The sequence below is a fragment of the Faecalibacterium sp. AF27-11BH genome, assembly GCF_003603005.1.
GTDB lineage: Bacteria > Bacillota > Clostridia > Oscillospirales > Ruminococcaceae > Faecalibacterium > Faecalibacterium taiwanense.
In genome coordinates this window covers 56558-70708 of record NZ_QVGS01000010.1, presented here as the reverse complement: position 1 = coordinate 70708, position 14151 = coordinate 56558, and the positions used below count along the sequence as shown (strand labels likewise).

The 14151-nt window shown below is 57.2% G+C and carries 13 protein-coding genes; 3 read left to right on the top strand and 10 right to left on the bottom strand.

Annotated elements, in window-relative coordinates; all coding sequences use genetic code 11:
- Positions 1-155 precede the first annotated feature (155 nt).
- The 10 genes from DWY76_RS10340 to dnaA form a co-directional block, all read right to left on the bottom strand.
- Positions 156-1133, bottom strand: a complete 978-nt coding sequence (locus DWY76_RS10340) for a glycosyltransferase family 2 protein (RefSeq protein WP_165852623.1) — start codon at positions 1131-1133, stop codon at positions 156-158.
- A gap of 18 nt (positions 1134-1151) precedes the next feature.
- Positions 1152-2150, bottom strand: coding sequence for a glycosyltransferase family 2 protein (locus tag DWY76_RS10335; RefSeq protein ID WP_165852622.1), 999 nt, complete (start codon positions 2148-2150; stop codon positions 1152-1154).
- A gap of 27 nt (positions 2151-2177) precedes the next feature.
- On the bottom strand, positions 2178-3146 hold the full coding sequence (locus DWY76_RS10330; protein ID WP_120081286.1) for a glycosyltransferase: 969 nt from the start codon (positions 3144-3146) through the stop codon (positions 2178-2180).
- Between the two features lie 143 nt (positions 3147-3289).
- Positions 3290-5872, bottom strand: a complete 2583-nt coding sequence (gene gyrA / locus DWY76_RS10325; protein WP_120081285.1) for a DNA gyrase subunit A — start codon at positions 5870-5872, stop codon at positions 3290-3292.
- A 192-nt stretch (positions 5873-6064) separates the two neighbouring features.
- Entirely contained in the window at positions 6065-8059 is a 1995-nt protein-coding gene (gyrB, locus tag DWY76_RS10320; RefSeq protein ID WP_097774101.1) for a DNA topoisomerase (ATP-hydrolyzing) subunit B, read from the bottom strand.
- An 83-nt stretch (positions 8060-8142) separates the two neighbouring features.
- Positions 8143-8400: a DUF370 domain-containing protein gene (locus tag DWY76_RS10315; protein ID WP_005937016.1), complete on the bottom strand. Its 258-nt coding sequence runs from the start codon at positions 8398-8400 to the stop codon at positions 8143-8145.
- Positions 8401-8482: 82 nt separating this feature from the next.
- Entirely contained in the window at positions 8483-9604 is a 1122-nt protein-coding gene (locus DWY76_RS10310; protein ID WP_120081284.1) for a DNA replication/repair protein RecF, read from the bottom strand.
- The gene (locus tag DWY76_RS10305; RefSeq protein WP_120081283.1) at positions 9604-9819 is read right to left on the bottom strand and encodes an RNA-binding S4 domain-containing protein; all 216 of its coding nucleotides are present in this window, start codon (positions 9817-9819) and stop codon (positions 9604-9606) included. The genes DWY76_RS10310 and DWY76_RS10305 overlap by 1 nt, the downstream gene beginning before the upstream one ends.
- 12 nt (positions 9820-9831) lie before the next feature.
- The gene (gene dnaN / locus DWY76_RS10300; RefSeq protein WP_097776786.1) at positions 9832-10938 is read right to left on the bottom strand and encodes a DNA polymerase III subunit beta; all 1107 of its coding nucleotides are present in this window, start codon (positions 10936-10938) and stop codon (positions 9832-9834) included.
- A gap of 398 nt (positions 10939-11336) precedes the next feature.
- Positions 11337-12659, bottom strand: a complete 1323-nt coding sequence (dnaA, locus tag DWY76_RS10295) for a chromosomal replication initiator protein DnaA (protein WP_005937115.1) — start codon at positions 12657-12659, stop codon at positions 11337-11339.
- A 356-nt stretch (positions 12660-13015) separates the two neighbouring features.
- Here dnaA and rpmH point away from each other — a divergent pair, with 356 nt between their 5' ends.
- From rpmH to yidD, 3 genes are all read left to right on the top strand, one after another.
- Entirely contained in the window at positions 13016-13150 is a 135-nt protein-coding gene (rpmH, locus tag DWY76_RS10290) for a 50S ribosomal protein L34 (protein ID WP_005924258.1), read from the top strand.
- A gap of 212 nt (positions 13151-13362) precedes the next feature.
- Complete coding sequence (rnpA, locus tag DWY76_RS10285) at positions 13363-13773, top strand: ribonuclease P protein component (protein ID WP_044953169.1); 411 nt, start codon at positions 13363-13365, stop codon at positions 13771-13773.
- Complete coding sequence (gene yidD, locus DWY76_RS10280; RefSeq protein ID WP_120081282.1) at positions 13770-14084, top strand: membrane protein insertion efficiency factor YidD; 315 nt, start codon at positions 13770-13772, stop codon at positions 14082-14084. The genes rnpA and yidD overlap by 4 nt, the downstream gene beginning before the upstream one ends.
- Positions 14085-14151 lie beyond the last annotated feature (67 nt).

The window sequence follows — 14151 nt, the reverse complement described above, 5'->3', positions numbered from 1 at the left end:
AGTCTCGCAAATGAAAGCAAGCCAGACCGGAACCAACGGTCATCATGTTGACTTGCTGCGCCCTGCAAAAGCGCCTGCTACTCCCCCACGGGTATTTGTGATTGTTTTGCCATTGTAGCATATCTTTGCAGGGAAGTCCAGACAAACCTGCGCGGTTACACGGTATTTTTCCATCGGCGGGCAAAATACCAGTCCTGTGAAATAATAAAACACAGGGTGTTGCCCAGTGCTCTCAGGGTAACAGCATGTTCCTGACGCAAGGCTCGGCGGGCGCAGCGCTCGTACTCCCGCGCCTGCTGCATCCGGGCACTCCGGCGCTCTTCGGCGGTCAGGTGCATTCCCACATCGATCAGGGAGTGCAACAGTGCCCAGTACAGCTCACACAGCGAACCCGTGATGCCATGGCGGCGGACGCACTCGAACACGGTATAGTTTGCTTCCACACGGTCGAGATTGCGCAGGGTGACTTTGCTGTTGACGATGCTGCCCGCCACCTTGCGGTAAAGGTACAGCGCATCCGGGATATTCGCGATTCTGTCCGCTTTTTCGTAGGCGTAGGCGATCAGCAGGGTGTCCTCGTTCAGCTTGCCCTCTGCAAAGCGCAGCTGCGCAAAAATGCTGCGGTGGTACAGCTTGTTCCACACCACCATGTAGGGCAGAAGGGTGCTGTGCTCCAACGCCTGCTCCGGGGTCAGCACCTCCCGCCGCACATGCAGATACTGCTCCCGGATGGGGGTCAGGGCTTCGTCCACCTGCCGGTAATTGCACACGGCCATCTGTGCACCGGCCTCCTGCGCTGCATGGTAAAGCTTTGCGCAGAAGTCCGGCGTGATGGTGTCGTCTGAATCCACAAAGGCGATCCATTCGCCCTCTGCCGCGTCCAGCCCGGCATTGCGTGCCACGCTCAGGCCACGATTCTTCTGGTGGATGACCCGGATGCGGCTGTCCTTTGCCGCTGCGGCATCGCACAAAGCAGGGCAGCTGTCCGGAGAGCCATCGTCCACCAGGATCAGCTCAAAATCCGTGAAGGTCTGGGCAAGGATGGAAGAGATGCAGGCGCTCAGAAAACGCTCTGTCTTATATACCGGCACGATGATGCTGATCTCCGGTTGTTTTTTATGTTGTTCCTGCACAATAAACTCCTCATTGCTTCAGGTCGTTTTCTGCCGTCTTTCCGCCCTTTTGCGGCATAGATCCAGATAACTGCAGGCCGATGCAGCGCAGACCACTGCCGCCCACAAATTTTTTAGTGTTACGCCGCGGGCTTGCATCAGCCGATGGCGGGCTGTACGCTCATACGCAAAGGCTTCCTTCATCCGGGGGCTTTTGCGCTCTTCCGGTGTCAGGTGCAGCCAGATGTCCCACACGGCAGTCAAAATCGGGCGATAGGCTGCACACAAAGCATCTCGGATGCCGTTTTGGTACAGCACATCAAACAGGCGGTACCATGCTTCCACCCAGTCCAGTGTTTTCAAGGTAGTCTTGCGGTGCATGGCACTGCCGGTAACGATGCGGTAATTGTATAAAAAATCCCATACACCGCAGGCAGAAGCCGCTCTTGCGTAAATGACCGGCATGAGACAGGTATCTTCAAACGCCTTGTTTTCTGGATAGCGCAGATTTTCCAGCAGTTTTCGGCGATAAAGCTTATTCCACGGAACCTGAAAATCCGACACCACCATCCGGCGCAGAACTTCCTCCTGCGGCAAAAACTCGTTCAAAAGTCGGTGTTCCCCGCCTGCAAGCGTTTTGCCCGTTTCATCAATACACTGACTGCTGCAGATTGCAAAATCTGCACCCGTTTCCAGCACTGCCTTATGCATTTTTTCCAGATACTCCGGTTCCACCGTATCATCCGAATCCACAAACGCGATCCAATTTCCCTGTGCTGCATCCAGACCCGCATTGCGGGCTGTGCTTACACCGCCGTTTTGCTTATGGATCACCCGCACGCGGCTGTCCCTTTTTGCTGCTGCATCGCACAGGGCAGGGCAGTTGTCCGGTGAGCCATCGTCCACAAGGATCAGTTCAAAATCTGTAAAGGTCTGCGCGAGGATGGAATCGATGCACTCATTCAGATATTTTTCCACCTGATACACTGGCACGATGATGCTGATCTCCGGTTTTCCACTTTCTGTTCTTTCACTCACAGTATTTCTCCCATTCGGAATTCAGTTTTATTTCCGGTACTTGAAGTTGAAGTAGAACTGCGGGTTTGCAATGCAGAGTGCGGTTTCTGCTGCGTTGCGCAGGGTACAGGCCCCCTGTTGACGAACCTCTCTGCCTGCTTTTTTCAAGCACGCTTCCGCCTGCTGAACCCGTTCACTGTTTCTCTGTTTGGGTGGCAGATTTTTTTTTGTGTTTCGGAGCATGCGTTTCATCAGTACATACTGCAGGAATGCTGTGTCTTTTTTTCCATACTTGAGTGCACAAGCAAGAAGGCCGTAGTTTGCATCGATCTCATCCAGATTTTTCAAGGTGACCTTTCCATGCATGATGCTTGCCGGATGCAGCCGGTAATGGTACAGTTTTTCCTTTATACAAGCCACAGCTGTTGCATGTTCAATGATTTCCGGTGTGGTAAATGCATCTTCATAGTTTTTGCCCACAGGAAAAACGATTCCTTCCAGCACATCTCTCCGATGCAGTCTTGTTGCTGCCTGAATCAACGGCGTAAGGCGGATGCGGTGTATTGCTTCCTCACGGGAAAGCACTTCTGTACGTAAAGGCTGTTCCTGATAATCACAAAGACTTCCATCCTCTTCCATAAAAACTTCGTTGCAGACTGCAAGTTCAGCACCTGCCTGCTTTGCTGCCCGCAGCATTTTTTCGTAGTAAGTCTTGTCTACAAAGTCATCCGGGTCCACAAAGCCGATCCAATTTCCCTGTGCAGCTGCCAAACCCGCATTGCGAGCTGTGCTTACACCTCCGTTGATTTTATGGATCACCCGCACGCGGCTGTCTTTTTCCGCCGCTGCATCACACAGGGCAGGGCAGTTGTCCGGGGAGCCATCGTCCACCAGGATCAGCTCAAAATCCGTAAAGGTCTGTGCCAGAATGGAATCAATGCATTCGTTCAGGTATTTTTCCACCTTATACACCGGCACGATGATGCTGATCTCCGGGGATTTTTTTTGCTCTGTCATGTTCCTTAAACCACTTTCTGTGTTTATTTTTATTCCTCACACGCTATTTCTATTATACATGGTTTGGATGGATTTGAAAAGAAGCCGCCGTGCAGAAATCTCTGTGCGGCGGCTTCTTTCAAATCTTATTGTGTTTTCAAGGTTTACTCTTCGCCCTTATCGTCTGCTTCCGGGGCTTCTGCAGCGGCGGCAGCATCCGCAGCTTCCATGGCGGCAAGCTGCTCTGCGGTGGGTTCGGCATCGGCATCGGAGGTGTCGATCTGCTCGGTCTGGGCCTCGTCGTCGTGGTCGGTGCGGGCAAGTACCATCACCTTGTCGTTCTCACCCAAGCGCATCACCCGCACGCCGGAACCGTAGCGGCTCTGCAGCGGGATCTCGTTGGCGTGCAGGCGGATGATGATGCCCTCCTGACTGCTCAGCAGTACATCATCCACGTCGTCCACGATCTTGACCGCAGCCACCTTATCCTTGGCGGCATCGTAGTTGCGGATGCCCTTGCCGCCGCGGGCGGTGATGCGGTAGGTGTCGATGTCCGACCGGCGGCCCTTGCCGTTCTCGGTGACGGTGAGCACCGTGCCGCCCTCGCGGCAGATGCACACCCCCACAACTTCATCGCCCTCGGCCAGACGGATGGCGCGCACGCCGTGGCCGCTGCGGCCCATGGGACGTGCATCGGCTTCGTTGAAGCGGATGGCCTGACCGTTGCGGGTGGCAACGATGAGCATATCGTGGCCGGTGGTCAGGCGGGTCCAGGCCAGAGCGTCGCCCTCGTTCAGGGCAATGCCGATCAGGCCGGACTTGCGGATATTGGCATACTGCTCCAGCGGGGTGCGCTTGATGAGGCCCTGCTTCGTGACCATGGTCACAAAGCCGCCCTCGGTGTCGGCTTCCTTCGACTGGCAGATCATGTTGGTGACCTTTTCGCCCTCGGCAAGCTGCAGCAGGTTGACGATGTTGCTGCCCTTGCTGGTGCGGCTGCCCTCGGCAATGGTGTAGCCCTTAATGCGGAACAGACGGCCCCGGTCGGTGACAAAGAGCACATAGTCGTGGGTGGAGCCTACGAACATCTCCTGCACGATGTCCTCTTCCTTGCGGGTCATGCCGGAGATGCCGCGTCCGCCGCGGCGCTGTGCCTGATAGGTGGCCTTGAGCTGGCGCTTGATATAGCCGGCCTCGGTCAGGGTGTAGACGCACTGCTCCTCGGCGATCAGATCCTCGATATCCACCTCACCGGTCACGGACTGAATCTCGGTGCGGCGCTCGTCGCCGAAGCGCTTCTTCATTTCCAGCAGCTCGTCCTTGACGATGGCAAGCACACGGGCATCGTCGGCCAGAATGGCCTCCCAGTTCTCGATCTTGGCCTGCAGGCTGGCAAGCTCTTCCTCGATCTTCAGGATCTCAAGGCCTGCCAGACGGCCCAGCTGCAGCTTGACGATGGCATCTGCCTGCGGGTCGTCAAAGCCGAACTGCTCCATGATGGCAGCCTTGGCCTCTGCCATACCGCCCTTGCAGGCGCGGATGGTGGCGATCAGCTCGTCCACGATATCGGTGGCCTTCTTCAGGCCCTCCAGAATGTGGGCGCGCTCCTTGGCCTTTTTCAGGTCGTACTGGGTGCGGCGGCGCACCACCTCGTCCTGAAATTCCACGTATTTCTGAAGCATCTGCTTCAGGGTGAGGACTTTCGGCACCTTGTGGTCGATGGCCAGCATGATAACACCCACGGTATCCTGCAGCTGGGTGTACTGGTACAGCTGGTTCAGGATGACCTGTGCATTGGCGTCCTTGCGGATGTCTACCACGATGCGCATGCCCTTGCGGTTGGTCTCATCGTTCAGGCCGGTGATGCCCTCAATGCGCTTCTCCTTGACAAGGTCGGCCATGTTCTCGATGAGGCGGGCCTTGTTGACCATATACGGAATTTCCGTAATGATGATCTGGGTACGGCCGTTCTTGGTCTCCTCGATGGTGGCGCGGCCCCGCAGGGTGATCTTGCCCCGGCCGGTGGCGTAGGCGGCGCGGATGCCGCTGCGGCCCATGATGATGCCGGCAGTGGGGAAGTCCGGGCCCTTGATGTATTCCATCAGGCCGGGCAGGTCGATATCCGGATCGTCGATATAGGCGATGCAGCCATCAATGACCTCGCTCAGATTGTGGGGCGGGATGTTGGTGGCCATGCCGACCGCAATGCCCTGACTGCCGTTGACCAGCAGGTTGGGGAAGCGGCAGGGCAGCACGCTGGGTTCCTTCTTGGTCTCGTCAAAGTTGGGGTCCCAGTCGATGGTGTCCTTCTCGATATCGGTCAGCATCTCCACCGCCATGCGGCTCATGCGGGCCTCGGTGTAACGGTAGGCAGCCGGGGGGTCGCCATCCACAGAACCAAAGTTACCCTGACCATCCACCAGCGGATAGCGCAGAGAGAAGTCCTGTGCCAGACGGACCATGGCATCGTAGACCGATGCGTCGCCGTGGGGATGGTAGGAACCCAGCACCGCACCAACGGTGTCGGCGGATTTGCGGTAGGGATGGCTGGGGTCGTTGCCGCGCTCGTGCATGGTGTACAGAATGCGGCGGTGAACAGGCTTCAAACCGTCGCGCACATCGGGCAGGGCGCGGGACACGATGACCGACATGGAGTAGTCCAAGAATGCGGTCTCGATCTCCTTTTTCACATCGCGGATGATCTTTTTGGTTCCGCTGCCCGGTATCATCACATAATCTTCTTCCATTGTTTCCTCCGTAGGATCATACCCTCTCAGTCAATGCCTTACGGCATTGCCAGCTCCCCCGAAAAGGGGGAGCTTTTTTTTGCGTGAGAAGGAAAAGTTTATCTTTTTGCCTGAAGCTCCCCCCTTGAGGGAAGATGTCACCGTAGGTGACAAAAGGGGGAATCTGGCGCGTCAGCGCCTGAGAGGGTTTTCTTACACGTCCAGCTTTGCGTACTGGGCGTTGGTCTCGATAAAGCGGCGGCGCGGCTCCACCTGATCGCCCATCAGGATGGTAAAGGCTTCATCGGCCTTCTCAGCATCGTCAATGGTGATCTGCACGATCACGCGGTTATCGGGGTTCATAGTGGTCTCCCACAGCTGTTCGGGGTTCATCTCACCAAGGCCCTTATAGCGGTTCACCTTTGCGCCGGGCATTTCCTGCGAAAGCACGGCCATTTCGGCATCGTTGTAGGCGTACTTGATGGTGTTGCCCTTCTGCACCTTGAACAGAGGCGGCTGGGCCACATACACATGGCCCTGCTCAATGAGCGGGCGCATATAGCGGAAGAAGAAGGTGAGCATCAGGGTGCAGATGTGGGAGCCATCCACATCGGCATCGGCCATGATGAACACTTTATCGTAGCGCAGCTTGGAGATATCGAACTCGTCCCCAATGCCGCAGCCCAGCGCCAGCACCACCGGCATCAGCTTGTCGTTGCCGTAAATTTTATCGGCGCGGGCCTTTTCCACGTTCAGCATCTTGCCCCACAGCGGCAGGATGGCCTGAATGGCAGAGTCGCGGCCCATCTTGGCGGAACCGCCTGCAGAATCGCCCTCGACGATGAAGATTTCGGTGCGGCTGGGGTCTTTTTCGCGGCAGTCTGCCAGCTTGCCGGGCATCCGGCTGGTCTCCAATGCGCTCTTGCGGCGCACCAGTTCGCGGGCCTTTTTGGCAGCGGCGCGGGCGCGGGCGGCCTGGGTGGCCTTTTCAAAGATGGCCTTTGCCACGCCGGGGTTCTCCTCAAAGAATTCCATCAGCTTGGAGTAGACCATGTTGGAAACAAGGGTGCGGATCTCGGTATTACCCAGCTTTGCCTTGGTCTGGCCCTCAAACTCCGCCTCCTGCAGCTTGACAGAGATCACGCAGATCAGGCCCTCGCGCACGTCCGCACCGGACAGGTTCTCGTCCTTATCCTTCAGCAGGCCGTGGCTGCGGCCGTAATCATTGAACACGCGGGTCAGGCTGTTCTTGAAGCCCTCCTCGTGGGTGCCGCCGTCCGGGGTGTTGACGTTGTTGGCAAAGCTCAGCAGCAGCTCGTTGTAGCTGGAATTATACTGCAGTGCGATCTCTGCCATGCCGCGGTCGGTCTGGCCCTTGAGGTAGATCACATTGGGGTGCAGCACGTCCAGCTTGCGCTTCTCGCCCAGATAGGTGACGAAGCTCTTGATGCCGCCCTCGTAGCACATGACCTCGGTGCGGTAGCAGGGTTCACCCTCCTTGCCGTCCTCCAGTACGGGAGTGTACATCTCACGCTCGTCGGTCAGAGTGATCTTGACACCGGCGTTCAGGAAGCTTTCTTCCCGCAGGCGCTTTTCCAGCGTGTCGAAGTCGTACACGGTGGTATCCCGGAACATCTCCGGGTCCGGCTTGAAGGTGACCCGGGTGCCGGTAACGCCGTCGGCTACGGTGCCGATGCACTTGAGCGGGCCGTCCGGGTCGCCGCGGCGGAAGGTCTGCTCGTACTCGTGGCCGTCGCGGCGCACGTTGACGGTGAGCCACTCGGAGCAGGCGTTGACCACCGAAGCGCCCACGCCGTGCAGGCCGCCGGCCACCTTGTAGCCGGAGTTCTCGCCGCCGAACTTGCCGCCGGCGTGCAGGATGGTGTAAACGACGGTGACGGCGGGCAGGCCGGTGTCGGCCTGAATGTCCACAGGGATGCCGCGGCCGTTATCCGTGACCTGAATGATGTTGTCTTTCAGGATCTTGACCTCGATGTGGTCGCAGTAGCCGGCCAGTGCTTCATCGATGGCGTTGTCCACGATCTCGTAGACCAGATGATGCAGGCCGCGCTCGCCGGTGGAGCCGATATACATGCCCGGGCGCTTGCGCACCGCCTCCAGACCCTTCAGGACCTGGATCTCGCTGGCATTATACTCATGGTCGGTAGCGGTTTCGGCATTTGTGCTGGTAATGATTTCTTCTGCCATTTCCTTTCTCCCTTTTGTTCAATGTTTGCATTTTTGTTCGATCTATCGTAAAAGCAGAGCATATTCTCCGCCTGTTGGCTGGTTTACTCGATCATTTTTTCGGCTCTGCGCCGCATGGCAGCAGGCGACAGCTCCGAAAGATACACCGTGTCCACCACGGCCCCGTCTGCCAGAACATAGCTCTGGGGCAGCTCGTCCGAAAGGCTCACCACCGCGCCGTTCTTCTGAGCGTAGTTCAGAAACTCCCGGCCCCGGGGAGTGATGGTGGTGGTTTCCAGATTGAAGATGCCGATAATGTCCCGGTCATTCAGCACGTAGTCACGGCCCAGATGAATATACATACAGTATTTTCCTCATTCTGGCAGTTCATGCATAAAACGCCGTTTATTCACCGGCAGCTGCATGTACTTTTGCATCATTTCTTCATGCTTTGCTCAGCACACCGCCGTTCATGCGGTACACTTCGCCGTCCGTTTTCAGGAACGCGGTATCATCGCAGCTGGTCACGAATGTCTGCTTTTCCTTCATGCGGGTGAGCAGATACTGCTTGCGGCCCTCGTCCAGCTCGCTGAGCACATCGTCCAGCAGGAGCACCGGGTGCTCTCCGGTGATCCGGGCAGCGGCAGCCGCTTCGGCCATTTTCAGACTCAGCACCACGCTACGCTGCTGTCCCTGACTTGCAAACACCTTTGCGGGCTGGTCGTCCAGCAGCAGCTCAACGTCCTCGCGGTGGATGCCGCACAGGCTCTGCCCGGCGCGCAGCTCTTCGTTCTGGCGCTGCTTCAAAAGTGCGGAAAGCCCGCCCGGCTCAAACTGGGCGGCATACCGCATCGCCATGCGCTCTGCCCCGTGGGAAAGCTCGGCATAGTTGGCGCAGGCCAGCGGTGTGAGCAGGGCCAGATATTCCCGCCGCCGCTTCTGGATGGCCTCGCCCTGCGCTGCAAGCTCCACGTTCAGCACTTCCAGCAGGGCGCATTTTTCTGCCCACGGGCGCTCCGTGCCGCCTGCGGAATGACGCAGAAGCGCGTTTTTCTGCTGCAATGCCCGCACATAGCGACGATAGGTGGCAAGGTAGCCGGGGTACAGCTGGCACAGCGCCGCATCCAGAAACCGCCGCCGTCCTTCCGGTGCACCTTTTACAAGGCTCAGGTGCCCGGGGTCGAACACCACAGCCGGAAAGCTGCCCGCAAGGCCCGCCGCCCGCTTGGGCGGAGAGCCGTTGACCGATGCATACCGGCCGGGGCGCTGTGCATCCGGCGTGCCCACCGTAATGCGCACATTTGCCGGTTCGTCCGGTTCCTGATCCTCCTGCCGGGTGCGCTGGGTGACGGCCTCCAGTACCGCGAATGTTTCTCCACGGCGCACAAGCTCGGCATCCTTGCCGCCCCGGAAGCTTTTGCCGCCGGTCAGCAGCCAGATGGCCTCCAGCAGGTTCGTTTTGCCCTGACCGTTGTTGCCGCAGATCACGGTCAGCTCCCGGCCAGGTTCCAGCTGCGCTGCCGCAATATTGCGGTAATTCGCAACTTCCAGTGAAAGCAGACGCATTACTGGCCCTGACCCACTTCCACGGTCTGGCCGTCCAGCACGATCACATCACCGGCACGGCACTTCTTGCCGCGCATGGTGCACACCTCGCCGTTCACCTTCACGGCACCGCCCTGCACCAGCTCCTTGGCTTCGCCGCCGGTCTCGCACAGGCCTGCATATTTCAGCAGGGCATCCAGCTTGATAAATTCCGTATGGATGAGAATTTTCTGCATAATTTCGCCCTCTTAATCGTTCTTGAAGCGCACCGGCAGCACCAGATACAAAAAGTCGTTGCCCTCGGCAGGCAGCACCTTGACCGGGCTCAGAGGGCCGCTGATCTCCATGCGGACCTTCTCGGTGCGGGCGTTGCGCAGCGCATCCAGCAGATAACGGTTGTTGAAGCCGATCTCCACTTCGTCGCCCTCGCAGTCGGCGTTGAACTCGTCCACCACGCGGCCAAGGTTGGTCTGGCAGCGCACCACGACTCTACCCTCTGTAAAGGAGATGCGGAGAGGATTTTTTAAACGCTCTGTAATAATCAGCGAAGCACGCTCGATGGTCTCGATGAATTCCTTGGTGTCGATGGTCACGCGGGTGCGGCTGTCGGCGGGGATCACGTTGCGGTAGTTGAGGAACTCGCCCTCGATCAGACGGCTCATGATGGTGTAGCCGCCGGCCATAAAGACCACATAGCGGCGGTTGGCGCTGATGTGCACCGGCTCTTCGTCGTCGTTGGGCAGCAGGTGAGCGACCTCGGTCATGGTCTTGCTGGGCACGATGATGCGGATATCCTTTACCGCTGTCACCGGGCGTTCCACGATGGCCAGACGGTAGCCGTCCAGTGCCACCACAGTCAGCTTGTCGGGCAGGATCTCGAACAGCTCACCGGTGTGAGCGGGCTTTTTCTCGTCCTGACTGACAGCATATAACGTACGATCGATCATATCTTTCAGTACGCCGGTCTTGATGGTCAGGGTCTCTTCCGCTCCGGTATTGGGCAGCTCCGGGAAATCGTTGGCCGGCATGGACTGGATTTCGAACTGGACTACGCCGCTCTGGATGGTGGTCTTGCCGTTCTCGGCAGAGAGGATGCTGACCTGACCGGCGGGCATCCGGCTGATCATGCTGCTGAGCAGCTTTGCATTCAGCACCACCTCGCCGGCTTCCTTGACATTGGCTTCGATGGTGGTTACGATGCCCATTTCCAGATCGTAGCCGGTGAGGTTGAGCTGGAAGCCTTCGGCTTTCAGCAGGATACCTTCCAGCACAGGGATGGCAGAACGCATGGTGACGGCTTTGGACACACCATCGATGGCTGCGCTCAGCAGAACTTTATCACATACGATGTTCAAACTGAATTCTCTCCTTTGTTTTTCGTTTCTGATGTTGTTTTGTGTTTGAAAACAGTTTCAGAACCGGTCTATCTTATTGAACTTGTTGTAGTAACCGTAGTAGGGGGTGGGGAACTTGTGGAAAACCCCGAAAAGCCTTGTCGGAATGCGGGGGTTTTGGTTTCCACGGGGTTGTGAATGTGTTGTGAATGGATCGTGGAAAGGTTGGAATAGGTCTTTCTTTCCACAGACCATGTGGAGAACGGAGGTTGAATGTTGAAAACTCTGTGGAAAGTGTGGAAAGGTTTGCGTTTTTACCACAAGATATAGGTTCTTTTTCCCCGTTTTGTTCCGTTTTCTCCCCATATTTTGGGGTTTCACCCATAAATGAGTACGACTTTTTTGCACGATTTCTGCGGTCAGGCCTTCACGTTCTTGATGATGTCGCTCACGGTCTCGCGCAGGTGCTGGTCGTTCTTCATGTCACGCTCCATGGTCTTGAGGGAGTAGACGATGGTGGAGTGGTCACGGCCGGAGAATTCACGGCCGATCTCTTCCATGCTCATGCCGGTGACCTCGCGCAGGATGTAGATGGCCACACGGCGGGCAGAGGCAACGTTGGCGTTGCGCTTGGTGCCGCGGATGTCGGCAGGGGAGACGTTGAAGGTGCGGGACACCTCGCCGATGATCTTCTCGATGGTCACGGGCACCGGCTGGGTCTCGTTGAGGATGTCCTTGATGGCATTCTGGGCCACACTGATGACCGGCTGGATGCCCTCCAGCATGTAGTAGGCGTTCAGTTTTTTTACAGCGCCTTCCAGCTGGCGGATGTTGTTCTTCAGGTGGTTGGCAATGAACTCGGCCACATCCTCGGGCAGGTCCAGATGCAAAAGCTCTGCCTTGCGCTTGACGATGGCCACGCGGGTCTCAAAATCCGGCGGCTGCACATCGGCGGTCAGGCCCCACTCAAAGCGGGTGCGCAGACGCTCTTCCAGACTTTTGATCTCCTTGGCCGGGCGGTCGGAGGCAATGACGATCTGCTTGTGGGCATCGTGCAGGGAGTTGAAGGTGTGGAAGAACTCCTCCTGCGTGGACTCCTTGCCGGCGATGAACTGGATATCGTCCACCAGCAGCAGGTCTGCCACGCGGTACTTCATGCGGAAGTCCTCGGTGCTGCCGGCGCGGATGGCGGCGATCAGCTCATTGGTGAACTGCTCGCAGGTAACGTACATGATGACGAAATCGGGGTGGGTGCGCTTGATCTCGGTCTGGATGGCCGTGAGCAGATGGGTCTTGCCAAGGCCGGAGCCGCCGTAGATGAACAGCGGGTTGTATGCGCCGGAGGGATTGGCCGCAACCGCCTGTGCAGCAGCAAACGCAAACTGGTTGGAAGGGCCTTTGATGAAGTTTTCAAATGTGAACTCGTAGTTGCCCTGCGGGGAGGCGGGGTTCGCCTCGTACTGCTGGGCCAGCACCACCTCATGCGGCGGCGTGCTGGGCACCACCAGCGTGATGTCCACGTCGAAACCCAGCACGGTCTTGAAGGCTTCCTTGAGCAGGCCGAGGTAGCGGTCCGTCACGATCTTGCAGATGAAGTCGTTGCGCACCGAAAGGGTGATGTGGCTGGAATCCTCAAAGCTGATCGGCTCCAGTCCATCGATATAGAGATTATAGGTCGGCTCGGCCATCTGCGTTTTGCAGTACGCCTGGGCGGCCTCTAAAACGTCCTTAAAAGAATCCATAAAACATCCACTCCGTTAAAGTTTTCAACAATGCTGCTGATACTAGGTTAGTATACCACAAAAAACGCTGTGCGTCCATATTTCTATAATGTAATTTATAATACATAAGAAAAGCCCCTGCACGGCCGTTGTGGCATGGGCAAAACAGGGCCACAATATCTTGTGGCAAAAGAGTTTTCCACGGCAGAATGGTGAAAAAGTTGAAAATCTTTTCACAAAAAAGTTTGAAGGAAAGCGAAAAAAATGCTTGACAGAACGCCATACTATGCGATATACTGTTGAATTGCAAGCCTGTCCCCAATCTGGGACCACATCAGACCCCATACCGGGGATAAGTTTTTACGGAGGATACAACCATGAAGAGAACTTTTCAGCCCAAGAAGCGTCAGCGCAAGGAAGTTCATGGCTTTCTGACCCGCATGAGCACCAAGAACGGCCGTAAGGTCATCAATGCTCGCCGTGCAAAGGGCCGCAAGAGCCTGACTGTCTGATCCGGCCTTTTATGACGGGATCCGGCGCAGAAATGAATATGCGCACAAAAGACCGCTGATATTGGATTAGCGGTCTTATTTTTTTTGAAAATTGAAAGAATTTTCGTAAAAATGCCCGCATGGGCTTTCAAAGTCGAAAAATTTTTGATATACTGGCTGAAGAATGCACTCTTCGGGGCGTGTTCTCAGCCACAGAAAGGAGGCGCGGAATCATGCGCTATCGTCCCATCCGCCGCAACAGCGAGTTTGGCAGAGTGTATGCCCGCGGCAAATCCTATGTGAACCCCGGTCTTGTGATGTATGTGCTCAAGACCCGCAGCAAAAAGACCCGCGTGGGTCTGACCGCCACCAAAAAGATCGGCCACGCCGTGCAGCGCAACCGCGCCCGCCGCGTGATGAAGGCGGCCATCGACGAGCATCTGGACTACAACATCGGCGGCTATGATCTGATCTTTGTAGCCCGCGGTATGACCCCGCGGCTGAAGAGCTGGCAGCTGAGCAGCGTTGTGGCAAAGCTGTTTGCACAGGCCGGCCTGCCGGATAAGGCCAAACGGCCGGATGCGCCGCCCCCTGCCACCGTGCCCCCGGCACGCAGGGCACAGGCGGAAAAGCCGGACGCATGAACCGCCTGCAGTACATCTGCCGCCGCGCGCTGTGCGTGCCCATCCGGGCCTACCAGTACACTCTCAGCCCATGGATCGGCCGCAGCTGCCGTTTTACGCCCAGCTGCAGCAACTACACCATGCAGGCCATCATGACCCATGGGTGCGTAAAGGGCATCCTGCTGGGGGCATGGCGCATCGCCCGGTGCAATCCCTTCGGCAAATGGGGCTTTGACCCGGTGCCGGAGCCGGGCCGCTGGCAGAACCCTGCCCGCCGGCTGCAGCCCGCAAGGCTGTTTTCCACACGGCACAAGCAAAAGGTGGAAAAGTAAATATGCTTCTTGTGACGCGGTGCACTGTGGGCAGCGTGTCCTACGATAAAAATAACAAGTCCCGTGC

Excerpts from the sequence above, each read along its gene's own strand:
- yidD (WP_120081282.1), top strand. The coding sequence starts at position 13,770 with ATGAACCGCCTGCAGTACATCTGCCGCCGCGCGCTGTGCGTGCCCATC.
- DWY76_RS10305 (WP_120081283.1), bottom strand. The coding sequence starts at position 9,819 with ATGCAGAAAATTCTCATCCATACGGAATTTATCAAGCTGGATGCCCTG.
- DWY76_RS10330 (WP_120081286.1), bottom strand. The coding sequence starts at position 3,146 with ATGACAGAGCAAAAAAAATCCCCGGAGATCAGCATCATCGTGCCGGTG.
- dnaA (WP_005937115.1), bottom strand. The coding sequence starts at position 12,659 with ATGGATTCTTTTAAGGACGTTTTAGAGGCCGCCCAGGCGTACTGCAAA.
- gyrB (WP_097774101.1), bottom strand. The coding sequence starts at position 8,059 with ATGGCAGAAGAAATCATTACCAGCACAAATGCCGAAACCGCTACCGAC.
- DWY76_RS10310 (WP_120081284.1), bottom strand. The coding sequence starts at position 9,604 with ATGCGTCTGCTTTCACTGGAAGTTGCGAATTACCGCAATATTGCGGCA.
- rpmH (WP_005924258.1), top strand. The coding sequence starts at position 13,016 with ATGAAGAGAACTTTTCAGCCCAAGAAGCGTCAGCGCAAGGAAGTTCAT.
- DWY76_RS10315 (WP_005937016.1), bottom strand. The coding sequence starts at position 8,400 with ATGTATATTCATCTGGGCCGTGACTACGTGCTGAATGACCGGGACATT.
- gyrA (WP_120081285.1), bottom strand. The coding sequence starts at position 5,872 with ATGGAAGAAGATTATGTGATGATACCGGGCAGCGGAACCAAAAAGATC.
- rnpA (WP_044953169.1), top strand. The coding sequence starts at position 13,363 with ATGCGCTATCGTCCCATCCGCCGCAACAGCGAGTTTGGCAGAGTGTAT.